This is a genomic window from Brucella sp. JSBI001 (assembly GCF_026014005.1).
GTDB lineage: Bacteria > Pseudomonadota > Alphaproteobacteria > Rhizobiales > Rhizobiaceae > Brucella > Brucella anthropi.
In genome coordinates this window covers 2,685,951-2,707,338 of the sequence record NZ_CP110339.1, presented here as the reverse complement: position 1 = coordinate 2,707,338, position 21,388 = coordinate 2,685,951, and the positions used below count along the sequence as shown (strand labels likewise).

The following is a 21,388-nucleotide window of genomic DNA, read 5'->3' as shown; positions in this document are numbered from 1 at the left end:
TAAGCAGCACGTCTCCTGTGAAGGAGTTTTGGCGGGCCTTTTCCAAGAACAAGGTCGCGGTTATCGCATTCGCTGTGGTTGTCATCATTGCTCTGCTGGCAATATTCGCGCCATGGATCACGCCACAAGACCCCTACGACCTCAAATCTCTCGTGCTGCGTGATGCGCGCCGGCCGCCCGGCTATGTCGGTGCCCAGGGCATGTATTATCTGCTCGGCTCGGACAGTCAGGGACGCGACCTGCTGTCAGCCATTATATATGGTCTGCGCATATCACTCGAAATGGGACTGATTGCAGGGGCCATAGCCTTCAGCCTCGGCGCGATTGTCGGTTGTTTCGCGGCCTATCTTGGCGGGCGAACAGAAACTTTCATAATGCGCCTTGTGGATGTGCAATTGTCATTTCCGGCCATCCTGCTGGCCTTCGTGGTTGCCGCCGTGCTCGGTCAGGGAAAGTGGCAGCTCATTCTGGCACTTGTCTTCGCGCAATATGCCTATTTCGTGCGCACGGCACATGGTGCGGCGGCGGCGGAACGGCAAAAGGATTACGTGCAGGCAGCCCTTTCCGTGCCGATGAGTGGCTGGCACGTCGTGACACGGCATATCCTGCCCAACTCCCTGCCACCGCTCATCGTCGTGGCAACTGTGCAAGTTGCTTCAGCCATTTCGCTGGAAGCCACGCTTTCATTTCTTGGTGTCGGCCTGCCGCCAACAGAGCCCTCCCTTGGAATGTTGATTGCCAATGGCTTCCAGTATCTTCTGTCGGGCCGCTACTGGATTTCCATCTATCCGGGCGTTGCGCTGATTGTTCTGATCATGGCCATCAATCTCATGGGCGATCAGATCAGAGACATACTCAATCCGAGGTTGCGCAAATGACAGCTCTGCTACAAGTCGACAATCTCTCCACTTATTTTGAAACTGACCGCGGTACGGTGAAATCCGTCGATGGCATCTCATTTGAAATCGGGAAAGGCGAAATACTTGGCCTTGTCGGAGAATCTGGTTCAGGAAAATCGATCACCGGCTTCTCTCTGATTGGCCTGATCGATAAGCCCGGCAGAATTCAACCCGGAAGTTCAATTCGATTTGAAGGCCGGGAGCTGGTCGGATTGCCGGAAAACCAATTGCGCAGCATTCGCGGTCGGGAAGTCTCTATGGTCTTTCAGGACCCCATGATGACCCTAAACCCGGTCCTCAAGGTCATCGACCAGATCGCAATGGCTATCCGCGCTCACGAAAAGGCTTCGGATGCCGAAGTTCGCCGCAGAGCAATCGAAGCTTTGGCGCGGGTGCGCATTGTCGAGCCGGAAAAGAAGGTCGACCAGTATCCACATCAGTTTTCAGGTGGCATGCGCCAACGCGTGGCGATTGCTATTGCGCTGCTTCACAAGCCCAAACTGGTAATCGCGGACGAACCCACAACCGCGCTCGATGTGTCGGTTCAAGCGGAAATCCTCAAAGAAGTGAAAGCGCTCGTCTCTGAACTGGGCATCTCGATGATCTGGATCAGCCATGATCTCGCGACCGTTGCTTCAATCTCACAGAGAATAGCCGTCATGCGGCTTGGCAAGATTGTCGAGATGGGGAGCGTTGCCGAAGTACTCGGTTCTCCCAAGCACTCCTACACTCAAGGCCTGCTTGATGCCCTGCCGTCACGAAAACAGCCAGGGGAGCTTCTAACCTCAAGCGCCACCGAGAACGCTGGCGAATATTCAATTATAGAGACGCAGAAGAATAAATCTCTCGCCCCAAGCCCGAACTTCGTCAGCGCCGATGACGTTACGATGATCTTCCAAAAGCCGGTAGGCTCGCTTGGCCGTTTTGCCCAACGGCTCGGCCTCGCCAAACCAGCTCATGCCGTCCATGCCGTTCAGTCCGCAACTCTTACGATTGCACGCGGCGAAGTGCTGGGGCTGGTCGGCGAATCCGGCTCGGGGAAATCAACGCTTGGCCGCATCATCTGCGGCATCTCCACGCCAACTTCGGGTAATGTTCTGGTTGACGCTCGCAAGGTGCGGGAAAAAGACCGCAAGATTGGCACTTCCGTTCAAATGATCTTTCAGGACCCCTTTGCATCGCTTGATCCACGCCGCACAATATTTCAGTCCGTCGCGGAAGGGCCGATCGCACACGGGCTTTGCACCAAGAAAGACGCGCGCGAATATGTCAATCGCTGGCTGAAATCAGTGGCATTCGATCCGGCGCTGGCAGACCGTTATCCTCACCAATTCTCCGGCGGACAGCGACAGCGCATTGCTATTGCGCGGGCGCTGGCAATGCAACCGGAGCTCATCGTTTGCGACGAGCCAGTGGCTTCGCTCGACGTTTCCATTCAGGCACAGGTTATCAATCTCCTGTTGCAACTGAGGAAAAGCCTTGATCTGACATTGCTTTTTATCAGCCATGACCTGTCTGTCGTTCGCCATCTGTGCGACCGCGTTGTTGTCATGCATCACGGCAAGATTGTCGAAGAAGGTACCGTTTCTCAAATATTCACTCAGCCGAAACAGCCATATACGCGCATGCTGCTTGACGCGGTGCCCAAGCTGGCCTGGTGAAAGGGCCTATCGAACAGGTTTAAAGGCTTCACTCACCCCGTCTCAGAGTATAGGGCAGAATAAACAGATACAGCCCGGTTGCGAGTAATATAAACAGCGGTAGAAGCGGAGAATAAACGATCCACACCGGAGGCTGCCCGAACGCCATAGTGACGAAATTCGCAATCACGGTAAGCGTGAATATGATCGACAACCAGCGGTGAATTTGGCGTATGGATTTATTCAAGACCATATGTGCTTCTCCTTATGGAGTTCGCCAACCACATTGGCTGAACTCCAGCTCCTTCCAGCTCATTATGTTTTGCGGCACTCTCTCTAGGAGCAGGTTCAGTCCAAATCAGCGGCGACGGCATCGAGCTTTTCAAGGAAATTTCGCCATCCATGATGTGCACCGTGAAAGGCCTGTTTCTGACCCGGCATAAAGCCCGACTGTTCCATCCGCAGATGTGTCCCGGTGGCGGTCGGTATCAAAGTCAATGTTACGATACTTCTGAGATTGTATGCTTCGTCCTCATGGGTGTGGTTCCAGGTGTAGGATAGCCGCCTGTTCGGCTCGACCACCAGAACCTCACAATCCAGCACCCCGCCCCACTCACCTTTGAGCTTGAAACAATGGCCTACGGTCGGAGCGAAATCATTATTCATCAGCCATTCCGCGATGAGGTGAGGCTCCGTCAATGCGCGCCAGAGCTTTTCAGGCCGATGAGGCATTTCACGCTCAACAATTACCGTTCGCACATCATCAGATATCTCGGTCATTGATCCATCCTCTTCAACAGGTCTTCAAGGGCATCGAACTTCTGCTCCCAGAAACCGTTCAACTCTTTCGCCCAATCGATCAGTGGAATTAGTGCCGTGTATTCGGCCCTGTAGTGGCTTTGGCGCCCCTCGTGACGATCACTGACGAGGCCTGCCCTCTTGAGAGCGGCAAGATGCTTTGAGACGACCGGCTGGGACACACTCGTTCCTGCGGTCAAAACCGTAACCGTCTTCTCGCCCTCTCGGCAAAGTCGTTCAAATATCGACCGTCGGGTCGGATCGGATAAAGCTTTGAAAACTTCGTCTCGCATAGTCATCGCTCAATTCATACCCAATTGGTTATGCGTTGATACATAGCCGAATGGCTATACATCAGTCAAGTGCCTTTCGACGAACTGTCCGTAACGACGTGACACACTGACTAACCTGAGAGCCGTCCGATGCAAATAAAATAAGGATGGACAGGCGGAACATGCCGCCTCCGTTATCAGAACCGCTTCTTGAAATTGACCAGGAAACCGTGTTCGCGGTCCCCGTCTGCAGCTATCAGACCACGATATTCAAGCCGTGCTGCTTGTCCCTTTGTCGCCAATATCGCTATCATCACGACCACAGCCGAAGCTGCCCCGACAGTCAGTTCTCTGGCAAGATGATAGCCCATGCTAGCGCTGACGCCGGTGGTCGTGAACCTGACGTGCTTGCCATTATCATGCTCACCCACATTGATCGCACCACACCGGTCCGCAGAGTGAGAAGATTGCACCGGAACCAATCACTTTGCCAGAATTCATCGTGACCTTCACCAAGACGACAAATGAGCGGTTGAGCATCATGCGCTCATACACCTGTTCCGGTCTTTCGCCGCTTCAAAAGTGGGAGTGTTGCAGGATGACTACAAACCGACAAACATGACTCTTTTAATCATGTAATTTCTTGCCAGCACTAATACATGAATATATCACTCATGATTGTCAAAATCATGTTGGGAATATTCTATATGCGCTCCGATTGCATGCCTCTTCGCCGTACAATTCTGGCTGGTACATCCCTGATTGCTCTTGCCGCCACGGCAATAGCGCAGGACCAGACCACTGCCTCTCCAACGGAGAATGGTGCAATCGTTCTCGACAAGATTGTGATCGACGGCGGCAGCGGCGGCGTGATCGATGCGGACGGTTATGTGGCGCGCAGCAGTGCGACCGGCGCCAAGATCGACACGCCATTTGTGCAGACCCCGCAGTCCATTTCGTCCGTCACCCAACAGCAGCTTGAAGATCGCAATCCGCAGACTTTGCTCGACGCCATTGCCTATACGCCCAGTGCACGCGTTGGCGGCTTTGGTTTCGATCCGCGGTTCGACTCCTTCACCGTGCGTGGCTTCGACGTCACGTATACCGGTGTCTTTCGTGACAATCTGCGCCAGCCCGGAGCAAGCTCGGCGCTGTTCAAGACTGAACCCTATGGCCTGGAAGGCGTTTCCATTCTGCGCGGCCCATCGTCAGCCCTTTACGGCGCTTCCGGTGCCGGTGGCCTGTTCAACCTGATCAGCAAGCGCCCGACCGAAACCCCGCTTCACGAAGTACAGGTCCAGTACGGTACCAATAATCGTTATCAGACCCAGTTCGACCTCTCCGGCCCGGTCAAGGAAGGCGACCCACTTTACTACCGCCTGACAGGGCTTTGGCGCAACGCCGATACCGAACAACCCTCGGTTCCCGACGACCGTATTTACATTGCACCGGCATTTACGTGGAAGCCCGACGAAGACACGCGCCTGACAATCCTCAGCGAGTTCTCCCGCATCAAAACCGGCGGCACTGCCGCTTATTATTACGATGCCGTAACGGGCAAGGTATCCGACATTTTTGCAGGCAACACTGCCTTCAATGACTCAGTACAAACGCAGGGGCGTGTCGGTTATGAATTTGAAACCCGCCTCAACGACACGTTCGTGTTCCGCCAGAATGCTCGCCTTGCATCGACCAAGATCGGAGCCGACTGGGCCTTTGCCTATCAGGCCAATGAAATCGATCCGTTACTGCTCGACAGCAGCGCAGGCACTTTTGAGGAGCGGCTGACCAGTTTCACAATCGATAATCAACTGGAAGCAAGCTTCGATACCGGCAATTTCGAGCACACGCTTTTGGCCGGCGTAGACCTGACAAAGCTGCAATGGAAGGGATTGAACGGGTATGGTTATACGCCACCGCTGGATACCAGACATCCGTCCATGGGGCGCCCTGTAGCGCCAATCGATTTCCAGACAAAAGACGTTCAGGACCAGCTCATGGCTGGCATCTATCTGCAGGATCAGATCCGCTATGATGCCTGGACCATAACCCTCGGCGGTCGTCAGGACTGGGTCAGCACCGACACCAAGAACACCGATCTGGCAACCGGCACGTCCAGCGATTTTGATCAGAGCGACAAGGCCTTCACATGGCGCGCCGGGCTGACTTACGAAACACCTTGGGGCATCACGCCATATGCCAGCTATTCGACAGCCTTTTCGCCCAATGCCGGTGTAAACCGGGCAACAGGCAATCCGTTCGAGCCAACGGAAAGCGAACAGCAGGAAGTCGGGATCAAGTATCAGCTGCCCAACAGCAACACCCTGATAACGGCCGCCCTGTTCAACATCAATCAGGACAACGGTCTCTATTACGAAGTGGTCGAATTGGATGCTGGCCCGGCCAACATTCAGGTACAGCGCGGGAAACTGCGTTCGCGCGGTCTGGAACTGGAAGCCAGCACCAGTCTCGACAACGGCCTCTCCCTCATTGCGTCCTATAGCTACATGCAGACCAGCATCAAGGACGGTCCGGACGGAACAGTGGGCAATGAAATCTCATCTGTACCGACCCACATGGCGTCAGCCTGGGCTCACTATAAGTTGCCTGAGAACAGCTTCCTTTACGGGCTGGGTGTCGGCGCAGGTGTCCGTTTTGTCGGCTCAAGTTACGGCAATGACGAAAATACTATGAAAAACAGTTCGCGCGCCTTTGTCGATGCAGCAATTGATTTCGATTTTGGCGCGATCAAGAAGGACTATGAAGGTGTCAAACTGCAGGTCAACGCCACCAACCTGTTCGACACCAGCAAGCCGGTCTGCTCCGCAGGTTTCTGTTATCGTGATCAGGGCCGCACTGTTGTCGGCAGCCTGAAATATTCATGGTAAGCGCCGATACCAGAAATGAAGCACTGCAAGCTCTCAGGCCCCAAGGCCTGAGAGCACTGTTCCATGGTGACAATGCATGGTGTGCCGATAGTATGATGCTGTCCTGCGAAATGACTGACAGCATGCCTCTGTCGGAATTTCTGTACGGCCCTCTCCTGACGAAAACCCTGCATCAATGCGCAGCCGCCTATCCTGATGCCGACCTGCGGGCGGTTTCTTCGTTCTGGTCGCTCTATTATTTTTCGCTTCTGGTCATTCCCTATATCTGCGCCCGACAAAGTGGAGTGGCCCTTCCGGTCGAGCTCGAGAATATGACCATTGCCATCAATGATCAGGGCTTGCCACGTTCCTTTGGCTTGCCCCACGAAGGGCAAGCTTGTGACGCGCCGGATGTAATGACGGTTATCAGCCATGTCGCAAAGAGCCATCTGAACACTGTCGTTCAAGTCCTGAAAGACCGCACCGGCATCTCGCCGAAGCTCGCCTGGAATAATGCAGCAGTCTATATCGACTACGCCGTCAACAGCGCAGCTGAAAACCATTGTCGTGACGGCTGGCCATGTCGCCCGCTTTTTGAAACGCAGATTTTTGACGATGGAACGCGCAACCCGTTTTTTGGGTGTCTGCGTCAAGAAACAGATCATGGCGCCAATTTGTGCCGGCGCAAGATTTGCTGCCTGCGCTATAAACTGCCGGGCGTTGCCGGATGCGGTGAATTATGCGCGCTCCCCGAACTTAGAAAGCAATGAAATGATCCGTCTTGTTGTGTGTCTGACTGTAATCTGGCTGGCCCTCGGTAAAAGCGCTGTTGCAGAGGTAACCTATCCCATTCACGTCAAGGATGCGCTTGACCGGGAAGTCACCATTACCGCCCAACCAAAATCCATATTGCTTGGCAGCGGATTCAATCTGATTGCGTTGTCGCTCGTCCATCCAGATCCCGTCAGTGTGCTGGCCGGTTGGGCCGGTGACCTCAAGGGGGACAATCCGGAAATCTATGCCGGCTTCAAACAGCGCTTCCCGGAAATTGAAAAACTGCCGATCATTGGCGACGGCATTACAGTTTCGGTCGAGAAAATCGTTTCTGTAAAAGCCGATCTGGTCATTCTTTCAGACTGGCAGATGCGCAATGATGAAGGCGTGCAGGCGATCGCCTATCTCGAGAAAATGGGCATACCGGTGCTCGTGGTCGACTTCGGCAATCATGCACTCGAAAATACTTCGAAAAACATGCGCCTGCTGGGCAAGGTACTCAACCGCGAGGAGCAGGCTAACGCTTTTGCCGACTTCTACGACGAGCGCATTGCCCGCATTCGTGATCGAGTGGCGAAGAGCGATGCCGGACCGACTGTATTGCTGGAAGCCTTTCCCAATGCCGATCAATGCTGCTACGCTTACGGGCGAACCAGTATGGGCGAGTTCATCACATTGACCGGCAGCCGAAATATTGCTGCAGATGGACCAGCACAGGGAGGGGTGATCAGCAGCGAATTTATCGTTGCCGCCGACCCGCAAGTTTACATCGCCACCTCATCCCCAGGCGGGAAGTATAGCGGTTTTTCGGTTGGGCCGGGCGTAAGCGAACAGGAAGCGCGCGACACACTTTCAAATGCCCTGAAAAATCCTTTCCGCGCTGGTTTGAAGGCCGTGAACGACAAGCGCGTGCATGGATTGTGGAACTTTTTCAATGCCGTTCCCTTGAATGTTCTGGCAGCAGAAGCCTTCGCCGTCTGGCTGCGACCGGAACTGTTCGCGGATATCAGCCCCGAAGCGACACTGGCGGAAATTAACCAGCGTTTCGCGGCTGTCCCGTTTGAAGGTTCATACTGGATCAGCCTGAAACCCTGACCCCGCATTTTTCTGGCGTATACTGCTATCGCAGGCCGCCAGAAGTATGAGTGTGGGCGTCCGCAGCCAGACCCGGCCAGTAATAACCATTGCTGGTCGGACGTGGACCGAAAATGGCCTGCCCGACCCGCACCACGGTTGCCCCCTCCTCAATTGCAACCTCGAAATCGCCAGACATGCCCATGGAAAGTCCGTTCATATGCGGATGCACATCAACAACACGATCCCGCAGACCACGAAGCAAGCGAAAGCAGGCGCGCACGCGCGCTGTGTCGGAGCTGAAAATTGCGAGCGTCATCAGCCCACGTGGTTTGAGGCGGGGAAACTCTGAGAGGCGCGCCACGAACGACATGAGATCGTCCGGATGCAGCCCATATTTGCTTTCCTCGTCCGAAGTATTGACCTGAACGTAAACATCAAGATCACGATCTTCTGCGTCCAGTCTGCGATTCAGTTCTTCCGCCAGGCGGAAACTATCCAGCGCATGGAATTCCCATGCAAGACGAACAAGATATTTGACCTTGTTTGTCTGCAGATGGCCGACAATGCTCCAACGGATCGGCAAATCGTTCAGGGCCGTTTGTTTGTCGCGCGCTTCCTGAAGTTTATTTTCTCCGAAATCGAGAATTCCGGCCGCATAAGCGTGCCGCAGGATGCGAGCCGAGACTGTTTTTGTGATCGGGAGAAGGCGCACATCGTTCGGGTCACGTCCGCTGCGATGACAAGCCGCGGCGATCCGCGCGCGAACCTCTTTGAGATTGCTCGCGAAAACAGAAGTCGGATCAGCACCGAAACGCGCTATCTCGTCTTTGATTGCCTGCCCCTCAACCGGCTGCGGCTCGACAGATAGTTGCATCGCCAATCTCCCTTCAAGCGCCGATACAAATGCTTGCCGCTGTGCGGATACGACATGGCAACCATCCCGCCAGCTTGTATCATGGAGATGGTCTGGTTCTCCCATCCACTTCCAGCACAAAGATCAGACCAATTTCCAAGTCATCCGGTAATGACGATCATTCAACTGCTGACCATTCGAACACCTATGGCTTCATGATCGCGCGAAAGGCCGTCGCCAGCTTTTTAACTGCGATCTCGATTTCTGTCGGCGTATAGGCTGCAAACCCCATCAGAAAACCGGCCTTTCCGTCACCGGCAGCGTAAAGCCCGGACAGACCGAGGAGCTCGATACCGACACGTTGGGCTGCAGCGACGGCATTGCGCTCCGATAAATCACCGGTGAGCAGACAAGACATCTGTAACCCTCCGGCAGGTACATGCGGCTCGACGAAATCCGCCAGATATCGCTCGATCAGCCTGGCCAGTACATCGCGCCGTTCAGCATAGATGCCGCGCATGGCCCGGACATGCGCGCCGAAATGTCCACCTTCCATAAACCGGGCAAGCGTCAACTGCGCCATCGGTGCGGAATGCCCATCAAGCAGGGTGCGCGCAACGGTCATCGGTTTGACCAGTTGCGGCGGCAATACCATGTAGCCGATACGCAGGCCCGGAAAGAGTGATTTGGTGAAAGTGCCGATATAGATTGTCCGCTCATGCCGGTCGAGGCCTTGTACGCAGGCGGTCGGTTTGCCAGCGTAATGAAACTCGCTGTCATAATCGTCTTCGATAATCCATGTCTGCTGGCGGGCGGCCCATTCGATCAGCGCCAGTCGACGATCCAGCGACAGGGTCGCGCCGGTTGGAAACTGGTGCGAGGGTGTGAGAAACACGGCCTTGGCCTTGAGCGTTTCGCCAACCATCCGCTCGATCACAATGCCTTGCTCGTCCACATTGACTGGAATGGATTCAAGACCTGCAGCATCGAACGCCTTGCGTGCACCGTAATAAGCCGGGTCTTCGATGAAGATGCGGTCACCGGGGTCGAACAGCATGTTGGCACATAAAGTCAGCGCCTGTTGCGAGCTGGTGAGGATCAGCACCCTGTCAGGTGTCGCGCGTCCTCCGCGTTCCAGGTTCATGTACTCGGCAACAGCGCGTCGCAATGGCTCTGTCCCCTGCGGATGACCATGCAGCAGCGCCTGCGTGCCGGCTTCCTTCAAAACCTGCCGTTCCAGACGTTCCCAAAGCTGAAGCGGAAAATTTCGTGTTTCCGGAACACCGTGAGCGAAAGGTCGTGGCGCCAGCAGCTCGCGTACACCACCGCTTCGGAACATGGCTGCTCCGCGTTTGCTCAGATTGGGCGCCTGATTGCGCAATAACGCTTCGCGCTGGGAAACGCTGTGTCCGGGTGTGAATTCCGTTATCTGCGCCACGAAACTTCCACTGCCCACCCGGCGGTCGATAAAGCCCTCTGCATGCAGCTGCGCATAAGCCGCTTCGATCGTGTCTCGGGAGACACCCAGCGATTTGGCGAGGCTGCGCGAAGCCGGAAGCGGCTTTCCCGGCCCCAGCGCACCATCGATGATCAATTGCCGGATCGACCGCTGAATACGTGCATGGAGCGGCATTGCCGCATGGGCGGGGTGGGCAATCCAAGCCTTGACGGATTCAAGTTGCGAATGCCTGAACAAATGGACTGGTCCTTTTGTCAAAAATGGATGGGCATATCAGGCCATTAAACAGCTAACTGTCAATCAATCTTTTCAGCCCGACTTGCAGGCCATGTGCCCAATTCCCAGAAGGTTTTTGAGGATGATACCATCCCGTGCTTCAACGTCATCGATCCGCTTGAGCGACCTTGCCCATCCTATCGTGGCGGGCCTAATCTCCGTCATTGTCAATTATGGCGGCACATTCATTCTTGTTTTTCAGGCCGCAAAGGTTGCGGGATTGAGCCCGGAATTGACTGCCTCCTGGGTTTGGTCGGTTTCGATTGGCGTCGGGCTTACCGGCCTTTATCTCAGCTGGCGCTACCGCGAGCCGATCATCACCGCCTGGTCGACGCCAGCTGCTGCCTTTCTTGTAACGGCACTTGCCACCACATCCTACGCAGAGGCAATCGGCGCTTTCATGATTTCGGCTCTCGCATTCATCATCCTCGGTGTGTCGGGCTATTTCGAGAAGGTCATCCGGCTGATACCACCAAGCATAGCTTCAGGGCTTCTGGCCGGCATTCTGTTGCAATTCGGAATAGGGGCCTTCGGCGGCACCACCACCGACCCGTTGCTGGTTGGATTGCTGATTGTTGCCTATGTGGTTTTGAAACGGCTGTCCGCCCGCTACGCCGTAGTCGGCATTCTCGTGCTCGGACTGGCCTTCCTGCTTCTGCAAAACAGGGTCGACCTGTCTGGACTGCGACTGGAGTTTGCAACTCCAGTCTTCACCATGCCTGCATTCTCTCTCAATGCCCTGCTGTCCGTCGCGCTGCCATTGTTCCTCATCACACTGACGGGACAGTATATGCCGGGGATGCTGGTTCTGCGTAATGACGGTTTCAAGACCAGCGCCAATCCAATCGTTACCGCAACAGGTCTCGGCTCGCTTATCATGGCGCCATTCGGATCGCATGCCTTCAACATTGCGGCAATCACGGCAGCAATCGCGACCGGGCCCGAAGCACACGAAAATCCATCCAAGCGCTGGATCGCCGGTATTGCAGCGGGCGTGTTCTACATTCTCGTCGGCATATTCGGTGTGACGCTCGCAGCTGTCTTCATGGCCTTTCCCGCAAGCTTTATCACAACGCTCGCAGGTCTGGCCCTGTTGGGCACGATAGGCAGCAGTCTGGCTGGAGCCATGTCAGACCCCACGCATCGCGAGGCAGCATTGACTACCTTTCTCGCATCCGCCGCAAACATCAATCTCTTTGGCATCGGCGGTGCTTTCTGGGGACTGATAATCGGACTGGTTGCCTATATCGTTCTCAACGGTCGTCTGCCGCGTCGTGAACGGACCGAATTGAGCGTGAGCGAAGGAGCTGCAAAATGACTGCTAAAAGCACTGGAATGACCACTTCCATCATTTCAATCCAGAGCCAGGTTGTGCACGGGCATGTCGGCAACAGCGCTGCGGTTCTGCCCATGCAGGCCCATGGGTTGAATGTCGCTGCAGTCCCCACGACCTTGCTGTCCAACAATCCGCATTTCGAAACCATGCGCGGGCGGGTTCTCGAATCCGAACTGGTCGGCGATCTTCTGCGCGGCGTCGAAGAGCGCGGATTGATTGAAACAAGCCACTATATTGTTTCTGGCTATCTCGGCTCTCAGGCAAACGGGGATGTGGTCGCCGCGTTCGTCGAACGCGCCCGCCAGATCAATCCCGACATAAAATATATTTGCGATCCTGTCATGGGCGATATGAACCTCGGGATCTTCGTTGCCGATCAGGTGGTGGAATGTATCGTTGAACGGCTTGTTCCGCTAGCCGATCTGTTGACACCCAACCAGTTCGAATTGGGTCTTATCGCACAGACAGATGTAACCTCCTGGGCTGCACTTGAAACCGCGGCGGGGCGTGTGCAGGCACTTCACGGCGCGCAGCTGGTTGTGACCAGTTGCGAACTTGCCGACACTCCTGAAGGCTTGCTGGAAAACATCGTCTTCGACCACGAGACCCGCACGCGACTGATATCGCCGCGCCTGCCGATCGTACCTGTGGGGACTGGTGACCTTTTCACCGGCCTTCTGACTGCCAAGCTTACGCGCGGGAAAACATTGATCGAGGCAGCCCGCAGCGCCGCTGCAACTGTGCTTGAAGTACTCAGGCGTACCATGGAGGCGGGTGAACGTGACATGCAGCTTGCCAGTGTCATCGATGCGCTCATTCCGAGCGAGAATGCTCAAGAATGAAATTCCAGACGATGCTCATCAGATGAAATAATAGCTCAGCGCGATGAATCTGCCGGCTGTTCAACTGTTGCCCCGTAGTGCAGTCGGGATTTGCCGTGCAGTGTATCCCGATAAAGGAAACGGAAGAAGAAGGCGTCGCCCGTTCCGCGCAGAAGTCTGGCAAATATCGCGACCAGAACAATGGAGAAAATCAATCGACCGAACAGGACGACATAGATATCCGCGCCAAGAGCCACCACGATCAGCGTATCTTCGATCAGGCTGTGGCACAGCCCCATGAAACTCGACGCGAGAAAGACGTCCCGAGGCTGAATGTGTCCGCGCTGTGCTTCACGGATGATGAGACCTCCACCATAGGACAGTCCCAGCACCAGCCCGACCACGGTCAATGGAGCGGCATTTTTCGATATGCCGAGCAGGCGCAACAAGGGTGAAAGAAGCAGGTTGAGGAAGCGTGTCACATCCAGCGCGTCCATTGTTCTCAGCACGGCCACCAGACCGAGCAGGACGATAAATATCCAGACCAGCGTGGAGGCCGTATCGGCGACGAAGCTGCTCCAGCTTGAATCGTAATGGCCCGGCACCCAGCTCGGCGCAGCCGGTTCTGCCAGCCAGCCGGTATGACTGGAAATCAGGTTGATCCCCCATGCGAAAGCAAGTCCGCCAACAAGCCGTATCAGCGTCGAGACGATCAGGCGCGGGCCAGCCTTTTGTACGATACGCTGTTCGATGGGAAGAGCATGAGCGAAGAGGAAAAGCGAACCGAGGATCGTCACCTGAGCTATGGTGAGCGTGTCGACCGGCAAGACGGCGAACATCACCACTGCCCCGCTCCACACGCCAACCAGCAGGTTCATAGCCCAAACAAAACCGGCTTCAGGCGGCAGCCCCACGAACTGCATGACGGGAGCGAAGGCAGGAGAAATGGCTTTGATCAAGCCCATCTCGATCGCCAGCTGCGTCAGCACCATCACCGGCAGCATGATCTTGACGAGCGTCCAGTAGACGCCGATCGCCTCGCGCAGGATAACCATGCCGAATGCTGCCAGTCGCTTTGCCAATCCAGTGGCCATCCCGTCCCCTCCGCTTTTGTCCGGAGCGTGCGACAGATCAGGGTCGATGCTTTCGGCTTTGGCGAGCAGAAAATCAGCCCACGCACGCCGATGCAAGCCATATTGCTTATGTTTCACGCGATTTATCGGGATTAGCGAAAGTCCACGACGATGCCGGTTGCGATAATCAGCAGAACCGTTGCGGCAATGACGGTGTAGACGTAATCACGCTCGCGCAGAAAAAGATACATCGTCAGCGCGACCCGGATGATCGGCAGGAGAATGAATACCGCAATACCAGCCTTCACGATGTCATAGCCGTTCAGTGCAAGCGACGGCGGTTCAATAGAAGTCATAACGACTCCGACCGCGATCAAGGCAGAAGCGAACCATGTGCCATACCAAAGAAGCGCTGCAATGATTTTGTCCCGTCGTCCGGCGTCTGCGGTAACTTTCATTTTAAGCCTCCAGAGATCTCTATACCGAAAGCGCTCAGAAGCATCTGGACCGCGAGAACAAGGAGAACCACGACAAAGAAGATGCGCAGTTTTTCCGCCGGAAGGCTCATCAGCAGGCGGGCGCCGACCAGCGCACCGATGACCGAACCAAGCGCAATCGGTCCCGTGATCCCGATATCGATGTCACCGCGAACAAAATAGGCGCTTGCGCTTGCAGCAGCCGTGACGCCGATCATGAAATTGGAGGTGGCGGACGAGACCTTGATAGGAAGTTTCAAGGCGGTGTCCATCGCCGGGATTTTCAAAACGCCCGAGCCTATCCCCAGAAGGGCCGAGACCAGTCCCGCCCCATACATCAGCGCCATGCCCAGCGGAACATGGCCGACGCGATAGTACACCTCCTGCCCGGATATGTGATCGGGAAAGCTGGAATGCAGTCGCAGGCTTGTTGCGAGGCTCTTCGCATCCGGCATCGCTGAGCCGATTTCGTCGCGCCGCCGTACCAGCATCTGCTTTGCAGAAAGCACCAGAATGGCTGCGAACAAACCATATAGAACCGAAGTCGAAACGATTCCGATCAGAAACACGCCGGTCAGCGCACCAAGCGTGGTTGCCGTCTCAAGAACGACCGCGAGCCGGACATTGGTTAGCCGTCGCTTCAAAAGCGGAGCCGCGCTGCCGCAAGAACAGGCGATGACCGAAACAATGCTCGCCCCGATAGCGACGTGAATATCCACGTCGAAAAACAGCGTAAGCGCCGGCACGATGAAGATGCCGCTTGCCATGCCCAGCACGCCACCGAGCGCGCTTGCCCCGAAAGCCGCTATGAACAGCCATAAAGCCAACATTTCACCCCCCGGCTATCTTTGGCCGCGCGGTCGCCGGGCCAGGCGAGTGACAAAGCTGATGAGATCACCGCGATAGTGAAGCTTTTCGTAGTCGATTGCCCGATGCCCCTCGGTGTAGGACGTGCGCTCGATCAGGAAGACAGCGCTGCCCGGCTCGACTGCGAGGGCCTCCGCAACATCTGGCGAAGCAGTGACAGCCTCCAGCCGATACTCCGCCTCGACAAGCGGCAGATCATATTTATCTTCCAGCAGCGTGAAGATCGGCTCTATGTCGAGGTCGTGCGTGACGATCTTCTCACCGATTTCACGCGGCAGATATGTTTCATCCAGAGACATGGCGACGCCGTCGGCAAGCCGAACGCGCCGGATCCGCATGACCAGAGCTCCGGACGGCAGAGCGAGCTGGCGCGCAACGTCTGCATCGGCTGGCACTATCTCCGTGTCAAGTAATCGTGCGGTCGGGGCGCGACCGAGCGCCTGCATGTCTTCGACGAAACCGGTCAGCTCCGTCAATTCCTGCGTGACCTTGGGCTGGGCAACGAAGGTTCCCTTGCCGCGACGAATTTCGACAAGGCCACGCGCGACCAGATTCTCAATGGCCTTGCGAACGGTCGTCCGGCTGACTCCGAAACGTTCGATCAGGCGATCTTCTGGAGGAAGCTGACTGCCCGCAGGCAGAGCACTGGCTGAAATATCGTCCGCCAGCGATGTTTCCACCTTGGCATAGAGCGGAGCATGATCTTCTGCGATTTTCATCAGGAGATAGTGACATCATGATGTCATGATGTCAATGAAACTCACCCGGCTGAGTGAACCTTTTCATTAGTTGTTTGTTAACCATGCTGGAGGACATCGCCATGCAGTTGATTTTTTGGATTGAGTTAACAGCGATCCTGGCCGTCAGCGCTGTTGTCTTCGGCATTACCTGGATCGAGATCCACAGAAAATGACGCGCTTGTTACTTGCCGATCAGATTTGGCTCTGGTCAGGCGTCATTTTTTCAACGGTCGTAGGCCTGTATCTGCTGTGGAGATTGCCCCATTGATTTCAGTGGGCGCTCCCTGTTACCGCGCAGTATGCTTCAGATAATCCCTTTCAGGCGCAGAAGCCCGAAGGCGGCAATAGTACTCGCATCTTTGATATCGCCACGAAGGATCATCTCGACGGCTTCCCCGATAGGAAAGCGGCGGCAGATGAGCCCCTGCTCTTCGGCATCGAGGTTGGGCTTTCCCATTTTCAGTCCTGTAGCGAGAAAGATATGGCACTTGTTAGCCGCAAAGCCGTAGGCTTCGTAAGTCTCTCCGAAATAGACCATTTCCTCAGCGGTCAGCCCGGTTTCCTCTTGCAGTTCTCCACGAGCCAAAGTGAGCGGATCGACGTTCTCCTGCTCCTGCCAGGCCCCTTGCGGAAGCTCCCAGAAGCGGCGCCCGACGGGATAGCGGAACTGTTCCACTAAATAGACGCCGTCTTCGTCATCCATTGCGAAAATCAGTGCGGCATCGTTTTTCTCGACAACGCCATAAATGCTTTCGCTGCCGTCCGGATAAACAATGCGATCCTCGCGAACCTTCATCCAACGATTTTCGTAGACCCGTCTGGATCCCAGTGTTTTTATTTCCGACATCCAGCCTCCGGTCGAAACCTGCCGCTCTCTTTTACAGGCTAGCGTTAAGGCTTTCCCATCGCAACAGACGGTTGAGTTGACGCGAAAACTGCGCCAAGGTGTCGGCCATGATTGATTGGCCACTCATATTTGCCAGCCTGCTAGCTATCGGCGTGGCAGTGTTTCTGATCTACTGTTTTGCAGTGATGATTTTTGCCAAGCCAGACGGCAAGCCCGTCGAGCCGACGACAATCGACACGGTCGATATGCTCCCCTTCATGAATCATGACGCTGATTGATATCCCGGTCTCAAATGCCAGCTGCCCGCGCATCCCGGAATCTGTCCGAGCGCAGCACTACCGCGCGAATTTTCCTTGTTCACTGGATGTTTTGGCATTGAATGCCTCGTTTTCAATGGGGCGACAGTGCTAAAAATGCTCTTAGCAAGAAATAGAATTATTCTTAAAAACAATGCCCGAAACACAACATCACAAGAATGTAATTTAGTACATTTTATAACATCATTATATCATAAACAGACTCCACGATCAGCTCTATATCTTGCCATTGGAGATGCAGACCATGATCCACTCGACATCGAATACAGTCGCCTCAGGCGCACCGGAAGCCGGTGTTCGTGCGTTTGGCAATTCCGGCAGGCTTCAGGAATTGCTTGCCAAAGTCGAAGATGCCAAGCGCAAGGCCAACAACAGCTTGCGACGCGCCCAGTCCGCGCCTGAGCCACATGTAACGACGAATTCCATTTTCGTGTCTCTCTACGAAGAACATCTGCGAGACCGGGAATTGTTGTTTTCATCATTGCGGCAGCTTGATGATATGCGCAAAAATGCGAGTATCTGAGGCGACGCATCCATGAACATGCTTTGCCGTGAAAGAATGACCCAGAATTACGATCAGCCTGAATACGCCGTGCCTTCTGCCGATCTGTCCCGTATGGCTTTGACCGAGGAGCTCGTTTCGCTGAGCCTTCGGCTTGAGGTTGATCGCGGTCCTGATCCGAGCCGGGCACCGATCACCGACAATGAGGTCGATGAACTGGCGGAACAGCTCTTTCACGAAGCAGGAGACAGCCCGCTCTGGGTTTTCGCCTATGGCTCCCTGATCTGGAAGCCGGATTTCGAGGCGGTGGACTCGCGCGCCGGAACGGCGAGCGGCTGGCACCGTTCATTCTGCCTTCGGCTGACCCGCTGGCGCGCAACGATGGCCCAGCCGGGCCTTATGCTGGCGCTGCGACCGGGCGGCAGCTGCAAGGGTATTGCTTTCCGGCTGTCCGATGAGGACCGCCTTGGACAATTGCGTCGAATGATCCGGCGCGAAATCAGTTCGATTGACGATGCCTATTCCATCCGCTGGGTTTCGATCGACACCGAGGATGGACCAATACGTGCGCTCGTTTTCTGGGCCGGACCGCGTGGAGACAGGCTTTCGGACAACATGCCCCTGACGTCCGTGGCACAATTGCTTGCGCGCGCCTGCGGGCATATGGGCTCCTGCGCCGAATATCTCTATCTCACCGTAAAGCATCTGGAAGAAAAAGGCATCCGCGACCGCAATCTCTGGGAGTTGCAGCGTCTGGTCGCCGAAGAGATCATCAGCATTTATTGCGGGGATATGCCCACGCAGAGCCTGAAACCAGCCTGAACGGAAAGCTGCGCGCTAGTCCTGATAGGCCAGACTATCACTGAAATTGCCGCTGAAATTGCGCCCGGCTTCACGGGCGATATTGGCCACAAGCGTGATCAGGCGCGTCGCTGCGCTTTCGAGATAAATAGCGCTATAGCTCGTCGCCGGGAAAACGGCATTGGTGTTCAGCACCTGCAGCTCACCTGTCCGAAGCTCTTTCTGGATCACCACCGGCGGAATGACGGAAATACCGACACCAGCCGAAATCATGTTGATCGTCGTGGTGAGCGAATTGGAATAATGAACGGTCGCGTCTTTCAGGCGCTCTTCGGTGAAATAATTGATGATCTGCTGATAATTATAGGAACCGCTCTCATAGGAAATGAGATTGCAGCCAAGCAGGTCATCGCGTGACAGCATGTCTTCAGCCCCGCCCGGAAACTGATTGCTGCGCGATATCCAGAACATGCCGAAAGTGCATATGTCGACGATGCGCAGGTTGGGCGTAGGCTCGGGCTTGATGGCAAAAACGATGTCGAGTTCCCGCTGCTCCAGCTTCTGCACGATCCCTTTCGATGATGAGGTCGTGATCGAGATGCGTATCTGCGGATAGCGTTGGCGGACGATATCGAGAATACCCGGCAATATGGTCATGGCGAGGCTCGGAACAATACCAATCTTCAGCGTGCCTTCAAGCCCGTTCTGCGGACTCAGGCTTTCCACCAGATCATGATAACGGCGTACGACATCGCGCGCGCCCTCGACAAAAGCTTCGCCTTCCGCCGTCAGATTGACGTCGCGGGCATCGCGGTCGAAGAGCCGGAACCCCAGTTCCTGCTCCATCGCGCCGATACGATTGGATATCGCCGCCGGGGTCATATTGAGGCGAGCCGCCGTCGCCCGGAAATTACGCAGTTCCGACAACCAGATCACCGTTTCCAGAAAACGGATATTCATGGACGGGCATGTCCCTTCCCATTTCAATCACCCGCGCGCCTGCGTTTCTTGAAGTCCCTTATAGCGCTCCGGGCAATCAGATTCGTCCTTTCCTTCTAAGACACTTGCGGGATGAAAATAAGCAAATAGTCATATTCCATCCCACAAATGATCAGGGCCGGCCGAAACCGGCCCGTATCGGATCAGCTTCCCGCGTGGGCGAGAATTTTCTTGGTGGCGCCAGACACGTCACCGAGCTTGAGACCGGTTTTCACCGAAGCCTCACGCACCTTTCCCTTGTCCTGTATATCGAGCGCGCGCGAGGCAACCGCGTTCACTTCGTCCCGCGGCAGGACCAGAACCCCGCTCTCATCGGCCAGAATGGCATCACCGGGATTGACAACCACACCGCCGCAAGAGACCGGAATGTTGATGCCACCGCCCAGATCATAGAGCCGCGTGGTGATGGGCGAGATACCCCTCGCCCACATCGGAAAATCGGAATCCTCGATTTCCGTCAGGTCCGTGCACGGGCCATCCACGATGCCAGCGACCGCACCCGAGGCCTTCGCAGCGATGGTCACACCGCCGCCCCAGCACGCATAGCGGTCGTCGCCCATCCGATCCACCACCAGAATATCGCCGGGGCGAAGCATTCCGGTTACGTGGTGAAGCAGGGTGGAATCCGGACCCGGTATGGCGATGGTGACGGCGGTACCGACCACACGGCGCTTCGGGAGGAGCGGCTGGATGGAACGGTGCATGAAACCGAAGAAGCGCCAGTGTCCGACAGTGGCTGTCTCGACCCCCGACAGAAGCTGGAGGTCACCGGCAGCAACCTGCTCCGGCATGGGATTGATCGTATACATATGAGGCCTCCTATGCGCAGGCTTGCAACTGCTTGCCGATACGGCGATGGCTGACCATGGGGATGAGCGAACGCACACGCTCGATCTGCGCGCGCTCGATGCGCGCCGTCACGAACCCGACACCGTCAGACGCGCGCGCCACAACGTGGCCCCACGGATCGCAGACGAGCGAGTGACCATAGGTATGACGCCGCTCGCCATTCGAAACCGTGCTGCCGGTCTGGCCACAGGCGGCAAAATAGGTCTGGGTTTCGATGGCACGGGCACGCGCCAGCACTTCCCAGTGGTCCTTGCCGGTTTGCAGCGTGAATGCGGCGGGAAGCACGATGACATCGGCACCGGCCTTTTCCAGCTCCAGATAAAGTTCGGCAAAGCGGATGTCGTAGCAGATCGCGCAGCCGACCTTGAACCCGTCAAGGTCATAGACGACAACATTCTCGCCCGGCTTGACGGTTGCCGATTCCTTATAGGCCGTCCCGTCCGGCCCGACGATGTCGAACATATGGATCTTGCGATAATGCGCAATCTCCTTGCCTTCGCGATTGAAGACAAAGGTGGAATTGTAGATGCGCTTTTCGTTTGGAACCTTTTCCATCAAGGTTCCGGCATGGACGAAGACCTTGTGCTCGCGAGCAAAGTCCTGCGCCATCTTGTAGGCAGGGCCACCGGGAACGCTCTCGGCTGCCGCAAGTTTTTCTTCCGGAGTACCACCGTAATATTCGAAATACTCGGGCAGCACGATCAGGTCCGGAGAATCCGTGCGCACGGCATCTTCCATCAATCCCCGCGTAATACGCAGGTTTTCTGCCTTGTCGGTCTGCGGGCTCGTTTGGATCAGGCTAATCTTCATTTCTTCCTCCAGCGAATGAGTGGGTATTCAGTTCA

24 protein-coding genes are annotated in these 21,388 nt (G+C 55.7%); 10 read left to right on the top strand and 14 right to left on the bottom strand.

Translation table 11 applies throughout. The annotated features are described in order from the left end of the window. The first annotated feature begins 17 nt into the window (after positions 1–17). Both LJ361_RS12840 and LJ361_RS12835 read left to right on the top strand, forming a co-directional pair. Positions 18–878 carry an ABC transporter permease gene (locus LJ361_RS12840; RefSeq protein ID WP_010659314.1) on the top strand — a complete coding sequence of 287 codons (861 nt, stop codon included), beginning with the start codon at positions 18–20 and terminating at the stop codon, positions 876–878. After that, complete coding sequence (locus LJ361_RS12835) at positions 875–2,560, top strand: dipeptide ABC transporter ATP-binding protein (RefSeq protein ID WP_010659315.1); 1,686 nt, start codon at positions 875–877, stop codon at positions 2,558–2,560. Before LJ361_RS12840 ends, LJ361_RS12835 begins: the two co-directional genes overlap by 4 nt. A 28-nt stretch (positions 2,561–2,588) precedes the next feature. On the opposite strand, the gene LJ361_RS12830 is transcribed toward LJ361_RS12835, so the two are convergent. From LJ361_RS12830 to LJ361_RS12815, 4 genes are all read right to left on the bottom strand, one after another. Beyond that, positions 2,589–2,792, bottom strand: coding sequence for a hypothetical protein (locus LJ361_RS12830; protein WP_010659316.1), 204 nt, complete (start codon positions 2,790–2,792; stop codon positions 2,589–2,591). Between the two features lie 95 nt (positions 2,793–2,887). Further along, positions 2,888–3,319 carry an SRPBCC family protein gene (locus LJ361_RS12825; protein WP_010659317.1) on the bottom strand — a complete coding sequence of 144 codons (432 nt, stop codon included), beginning with the start codon at positions 3,317–3,319 and terminating at the stop codon, positions 2,888–2,890. Further along, positions 3,316–3,636, bottom strand: coding sequence for an ArsR/SmtB family transcription factor (locus tag LJ361_RS12820; protein WP_010659318.1), 321 nt, complete (start codon positions 3,634–3,636; stop codon positions 3,316–3,318). Before LJ361_RS12820 ends, LJ361_RS12825 begins: the two co-directional genes overlap by 4 nt. Positions 3,637–3,806: 170 nt before the next feature. Continuing rightward, complete coding sequence (locus tag LJ361_RS12815; protein ID WP_029376022.1) at positions 3,807–4,040, bottom strand: hypothetical protein; 234 nt, start codon at positions 4,038–4,040, stop codon at positions 3,807–3,809. A 276-nt stretch (positions 4,041–4,316) separates the two neighbouring features. Between LJ361_RS12815 and LJ361_RS12810 the strand changes: the two genes are divergently transcribed. Genes LJ361_RS12810 through LJ361_RS12800 form a run of 3 tightly spaced genes read left to right on the top strand, consistent with a single transcriptional unit; the run spans position 4,317 to position 8,345 of the window. Next, positions 4,317–6,497 carry a TonB-dependent siderophore receptor gene (locus tag LJ361_RS12810; RefSeq protein ID WP_151610403.1) on the top strand — a complete coding sequence of 727 codons (2,181 nt, stop codon included), beginning with the start codon at positions 4,317–4,319 and terminating at the stop codon, positions 6,495–6,497. After that, positions 6,491–7,246, top strand: a complete 756-nt coding sequence (fhuF, locus tag LJ361_RS12805; protein WP_012093457.1) for a siderophore-iron reductase FhuF — start codon at positions 6,491–6,493, stop codon at positions 7,244–7,246. Before LJ361_RS12810 ends, fhuF begins: the two co-directional genes overlap by 7 nt. Before the next feature lies 1 nt (position 7,247). Continuing rightward, positions 7,248–8,345, top strand: a complete 1,098-nt coding sequence (locus tag LJ361_RS12800; RefSeq protein WP_043062256.1) for an ABC transporter substrate-binding protein — start codon at positions 7,248–7,250, stop codon at positions 8,343–8,345. Positions 8,346–8,370: 25 nt separating this feature from the next. On the opposite strand, the gene LJ361_RS12795 is transcribed toward LJ361_RS12800, so the two are convergent. Next, positions 8,371–9,201, bottom strand: coding sequence for a YggS family pyridoxal phosphate-dependent enzyme (locus LJ361_RS12795; RefSeq protein ID WP_264811664.1), 831 nt, complete (start codon positions 9,199–9,201; stop codon positions 8,371–8,373). Positions 9,202–9,385: 184 nt separating this feature from the next. Next, entirely contained in the window at positions 9,386–10,876 is a 1,491-nt protein-coding gene (locus tag LJ361_RS12790) for a PLP-dependent aminotransferase family protein (RefSeq protein WP_264811663.1), read from the bottom strand. 121 nt (positions 10,877–10,997) lie between these two features. Here LJ361_RS12790 and LJ361_RS12785 point away from each other — a divergent pair, with 121 nt between their 5' ends. Both LJ361_RS12785 and pdxY read left to right on the top strand, forming a co-directional pair. Beyond that, positions 10,998–12,233, top strand: coding sequence for a benzoate/H(+) symporter BenE family transporter (locus tag LJ361_RS12785; protein WP_264811662.1), 1,236 nt, complete (start codon positions 10,998–11,000; stop codon positions 12,231–12,233). Further along, positions 12,230–13,093, top strand: coding sequence for a pyridoxal kinase (gene pdxY, locus LJ361_RS12780; protein WP_036589251.1), 864 nt, complete (start codon positions 12,230–12,232; stop codon positions 13,091–13,093). Before LJ361_RS12785 ends, pdxY begins: the two co-directional genes overlap by 4 nt. Before the next feature lie 35 nt (positions 13,094–13,128). Here the strand turns inward: pdxY and LJ361_RS12775 are convergent, their stop codons facing one another. From LJ361_RS12775 to LJ361_RS12755, 5 genes are all read right to left on the bottom strand, one after another. Further along, positions 13,129–14,166 carry a nucleoside recognition protein gene (locus LJ361_RS12775; protein WP_264811660.1) on the bottom strand — a complete coding sequence of 346 codons (1,038 nt, stop codon included), beginning with the start codon at positions 14,164–14,166 and terminating at the stop codon, positions 13,129–13,131. A gap of 131 nt (positions 14,167–14,297) precedes the next feature. Then, on the bottom strand, positions 14,298–14,603 hold the full coding sequence (locus LJ361_RS12770; RefSeq protein ID WP_010659328.1) for a DUF1634 domain-containing protein: 306 nt from the start codon (positions 14,601–14,603) through the stop codon (positions 14,298–14,300). Continuing rightward, entirely contained in the window at positions 14,600–15,451 is an 852-nt protein-coding gene (locus tag LJ361_RS12765; RefSeq protein ID WP_264811659.1) for a sulfite exporter TauE/SafE family protein, read from the bottom strand. The genes LJ361_RS12770 and LJ361_RS12765 overlap by 4 nt, the downstream gene beginning before the upstream one ends. Before the next feature lie 12 nt (positions 15,452–15,463). Next, positions 15,464–16,207, bottom strand: coding sequence for a GntR family transcriptional regulator (locus LJ361_RS12760; RefSeq protein WP_264811657.1), 744 nt, complete (start codon positions 16,205–16,207; stop codon positions 15,464–15,466). Between the two features lie 325 nt (positions 16,208–16,532). Then, positions 16,533–17,198: an NUDIX domain-containing protein gene (locus LJ361_RS12755; protein WP_235920964.1), complete on the bottom strand. Its 666-nt coding sequence runs from the start codon at positions 17,196–17,198 to the stop codon at positions 16,533–16,535. Between LJ361_RS12755 and LJ361_RS12750 the strand changes: the two genes are divergently transcribed. The 3 genes from LJ361_RS12750 to LJ361_RS12740 all read left to right on the top strand — a co-directional run bounded on the left by LJ361_RS12750 (position 17,183) and on the right by LJ361_RS12740 (position 18,716). Further along, complete coding sequence (locus LJ361_RS12750; RefSeq protein WP_155243286.1) at positions 17,183–17,353, top strand: hypothetical protein; 171 nt, start codon at positions 17,183–17,185, stop codon at positions 17,351–17,353. The genes LJ361_RS12755 and LJ361_RS12750 overlap by 16 nt on opposite strands. 283 nt (positions 17,354–17,636) lie before the next feature. Then, positions 17,637–17,915 (top strand): hypothetical protein, encoded by a 279-nt coding sequence (locus LJ361_RS12745; RefSeq protein ID WP_010659332.1) that lies wholly within the window; start codon positions 17,637–17,639, stop codon positions 17,913–17,915. Positions 17,916–17,951: 36 nt separating this feature from the next. Further along, positions 17,952–18,716, top strand: coding sequence for a gamma-glutamylcyclotransferase (locus LJ361_RS12740; RefSeq protein WP_235784284.1), 765 nt, complete (start codon positions 17,952–17,954; stop codon positions 18,714–18,716). A 15-nt stretch (positions 18,717–18,731) separates the two neighbouring features. On the opposite strand, the gene LJ361_RS12735 is transcribed toward LJ361_RS12740, so the two are convergent. The 3 genes from LJ361_RS12735 to LJ361_RS12725 form a co-directional block, all read right to left on the bottom strand. Beyond that, positions 18,732–19,655: a LysR family transcriptional regulator gene (locus LJ361_RS12735; protein WP_010659334.1), complete on the bottom strand. Its 924-nt coding sequence runs from the start codon at positions 19,653–19,655 to the stop codon at positions 18,732–18,734. A gap of 182 nt (positions 19,656–19,837) precedes the next feature. Next, positions 19,838–20,503 carry an RraA family protein gene (locus LJ361_RS12730; protein ID WP_010659335.1) on the bottom strand — a complete coding sequence of 222 codons (666 nt, stop codon included), beginning with the start codon at positions 20,501–20,503 and terminating at the stop codon, positions 19,838–19,840. A gap of 10 nt (positions 20,504–20,513) precedes the next feature. Next, a complete protein-coding gene (locus tag LJ361_RS12725; protein ID WP_029929986.1) occupies positions 20,514–21,353 on the bottom strand; it encodes a carbon-nitrogen hydrolase family protein in 840 nt (279 codons plus the stop codon). Positions 21,354–21,388 lie beyond the last annotated feature (35 nt).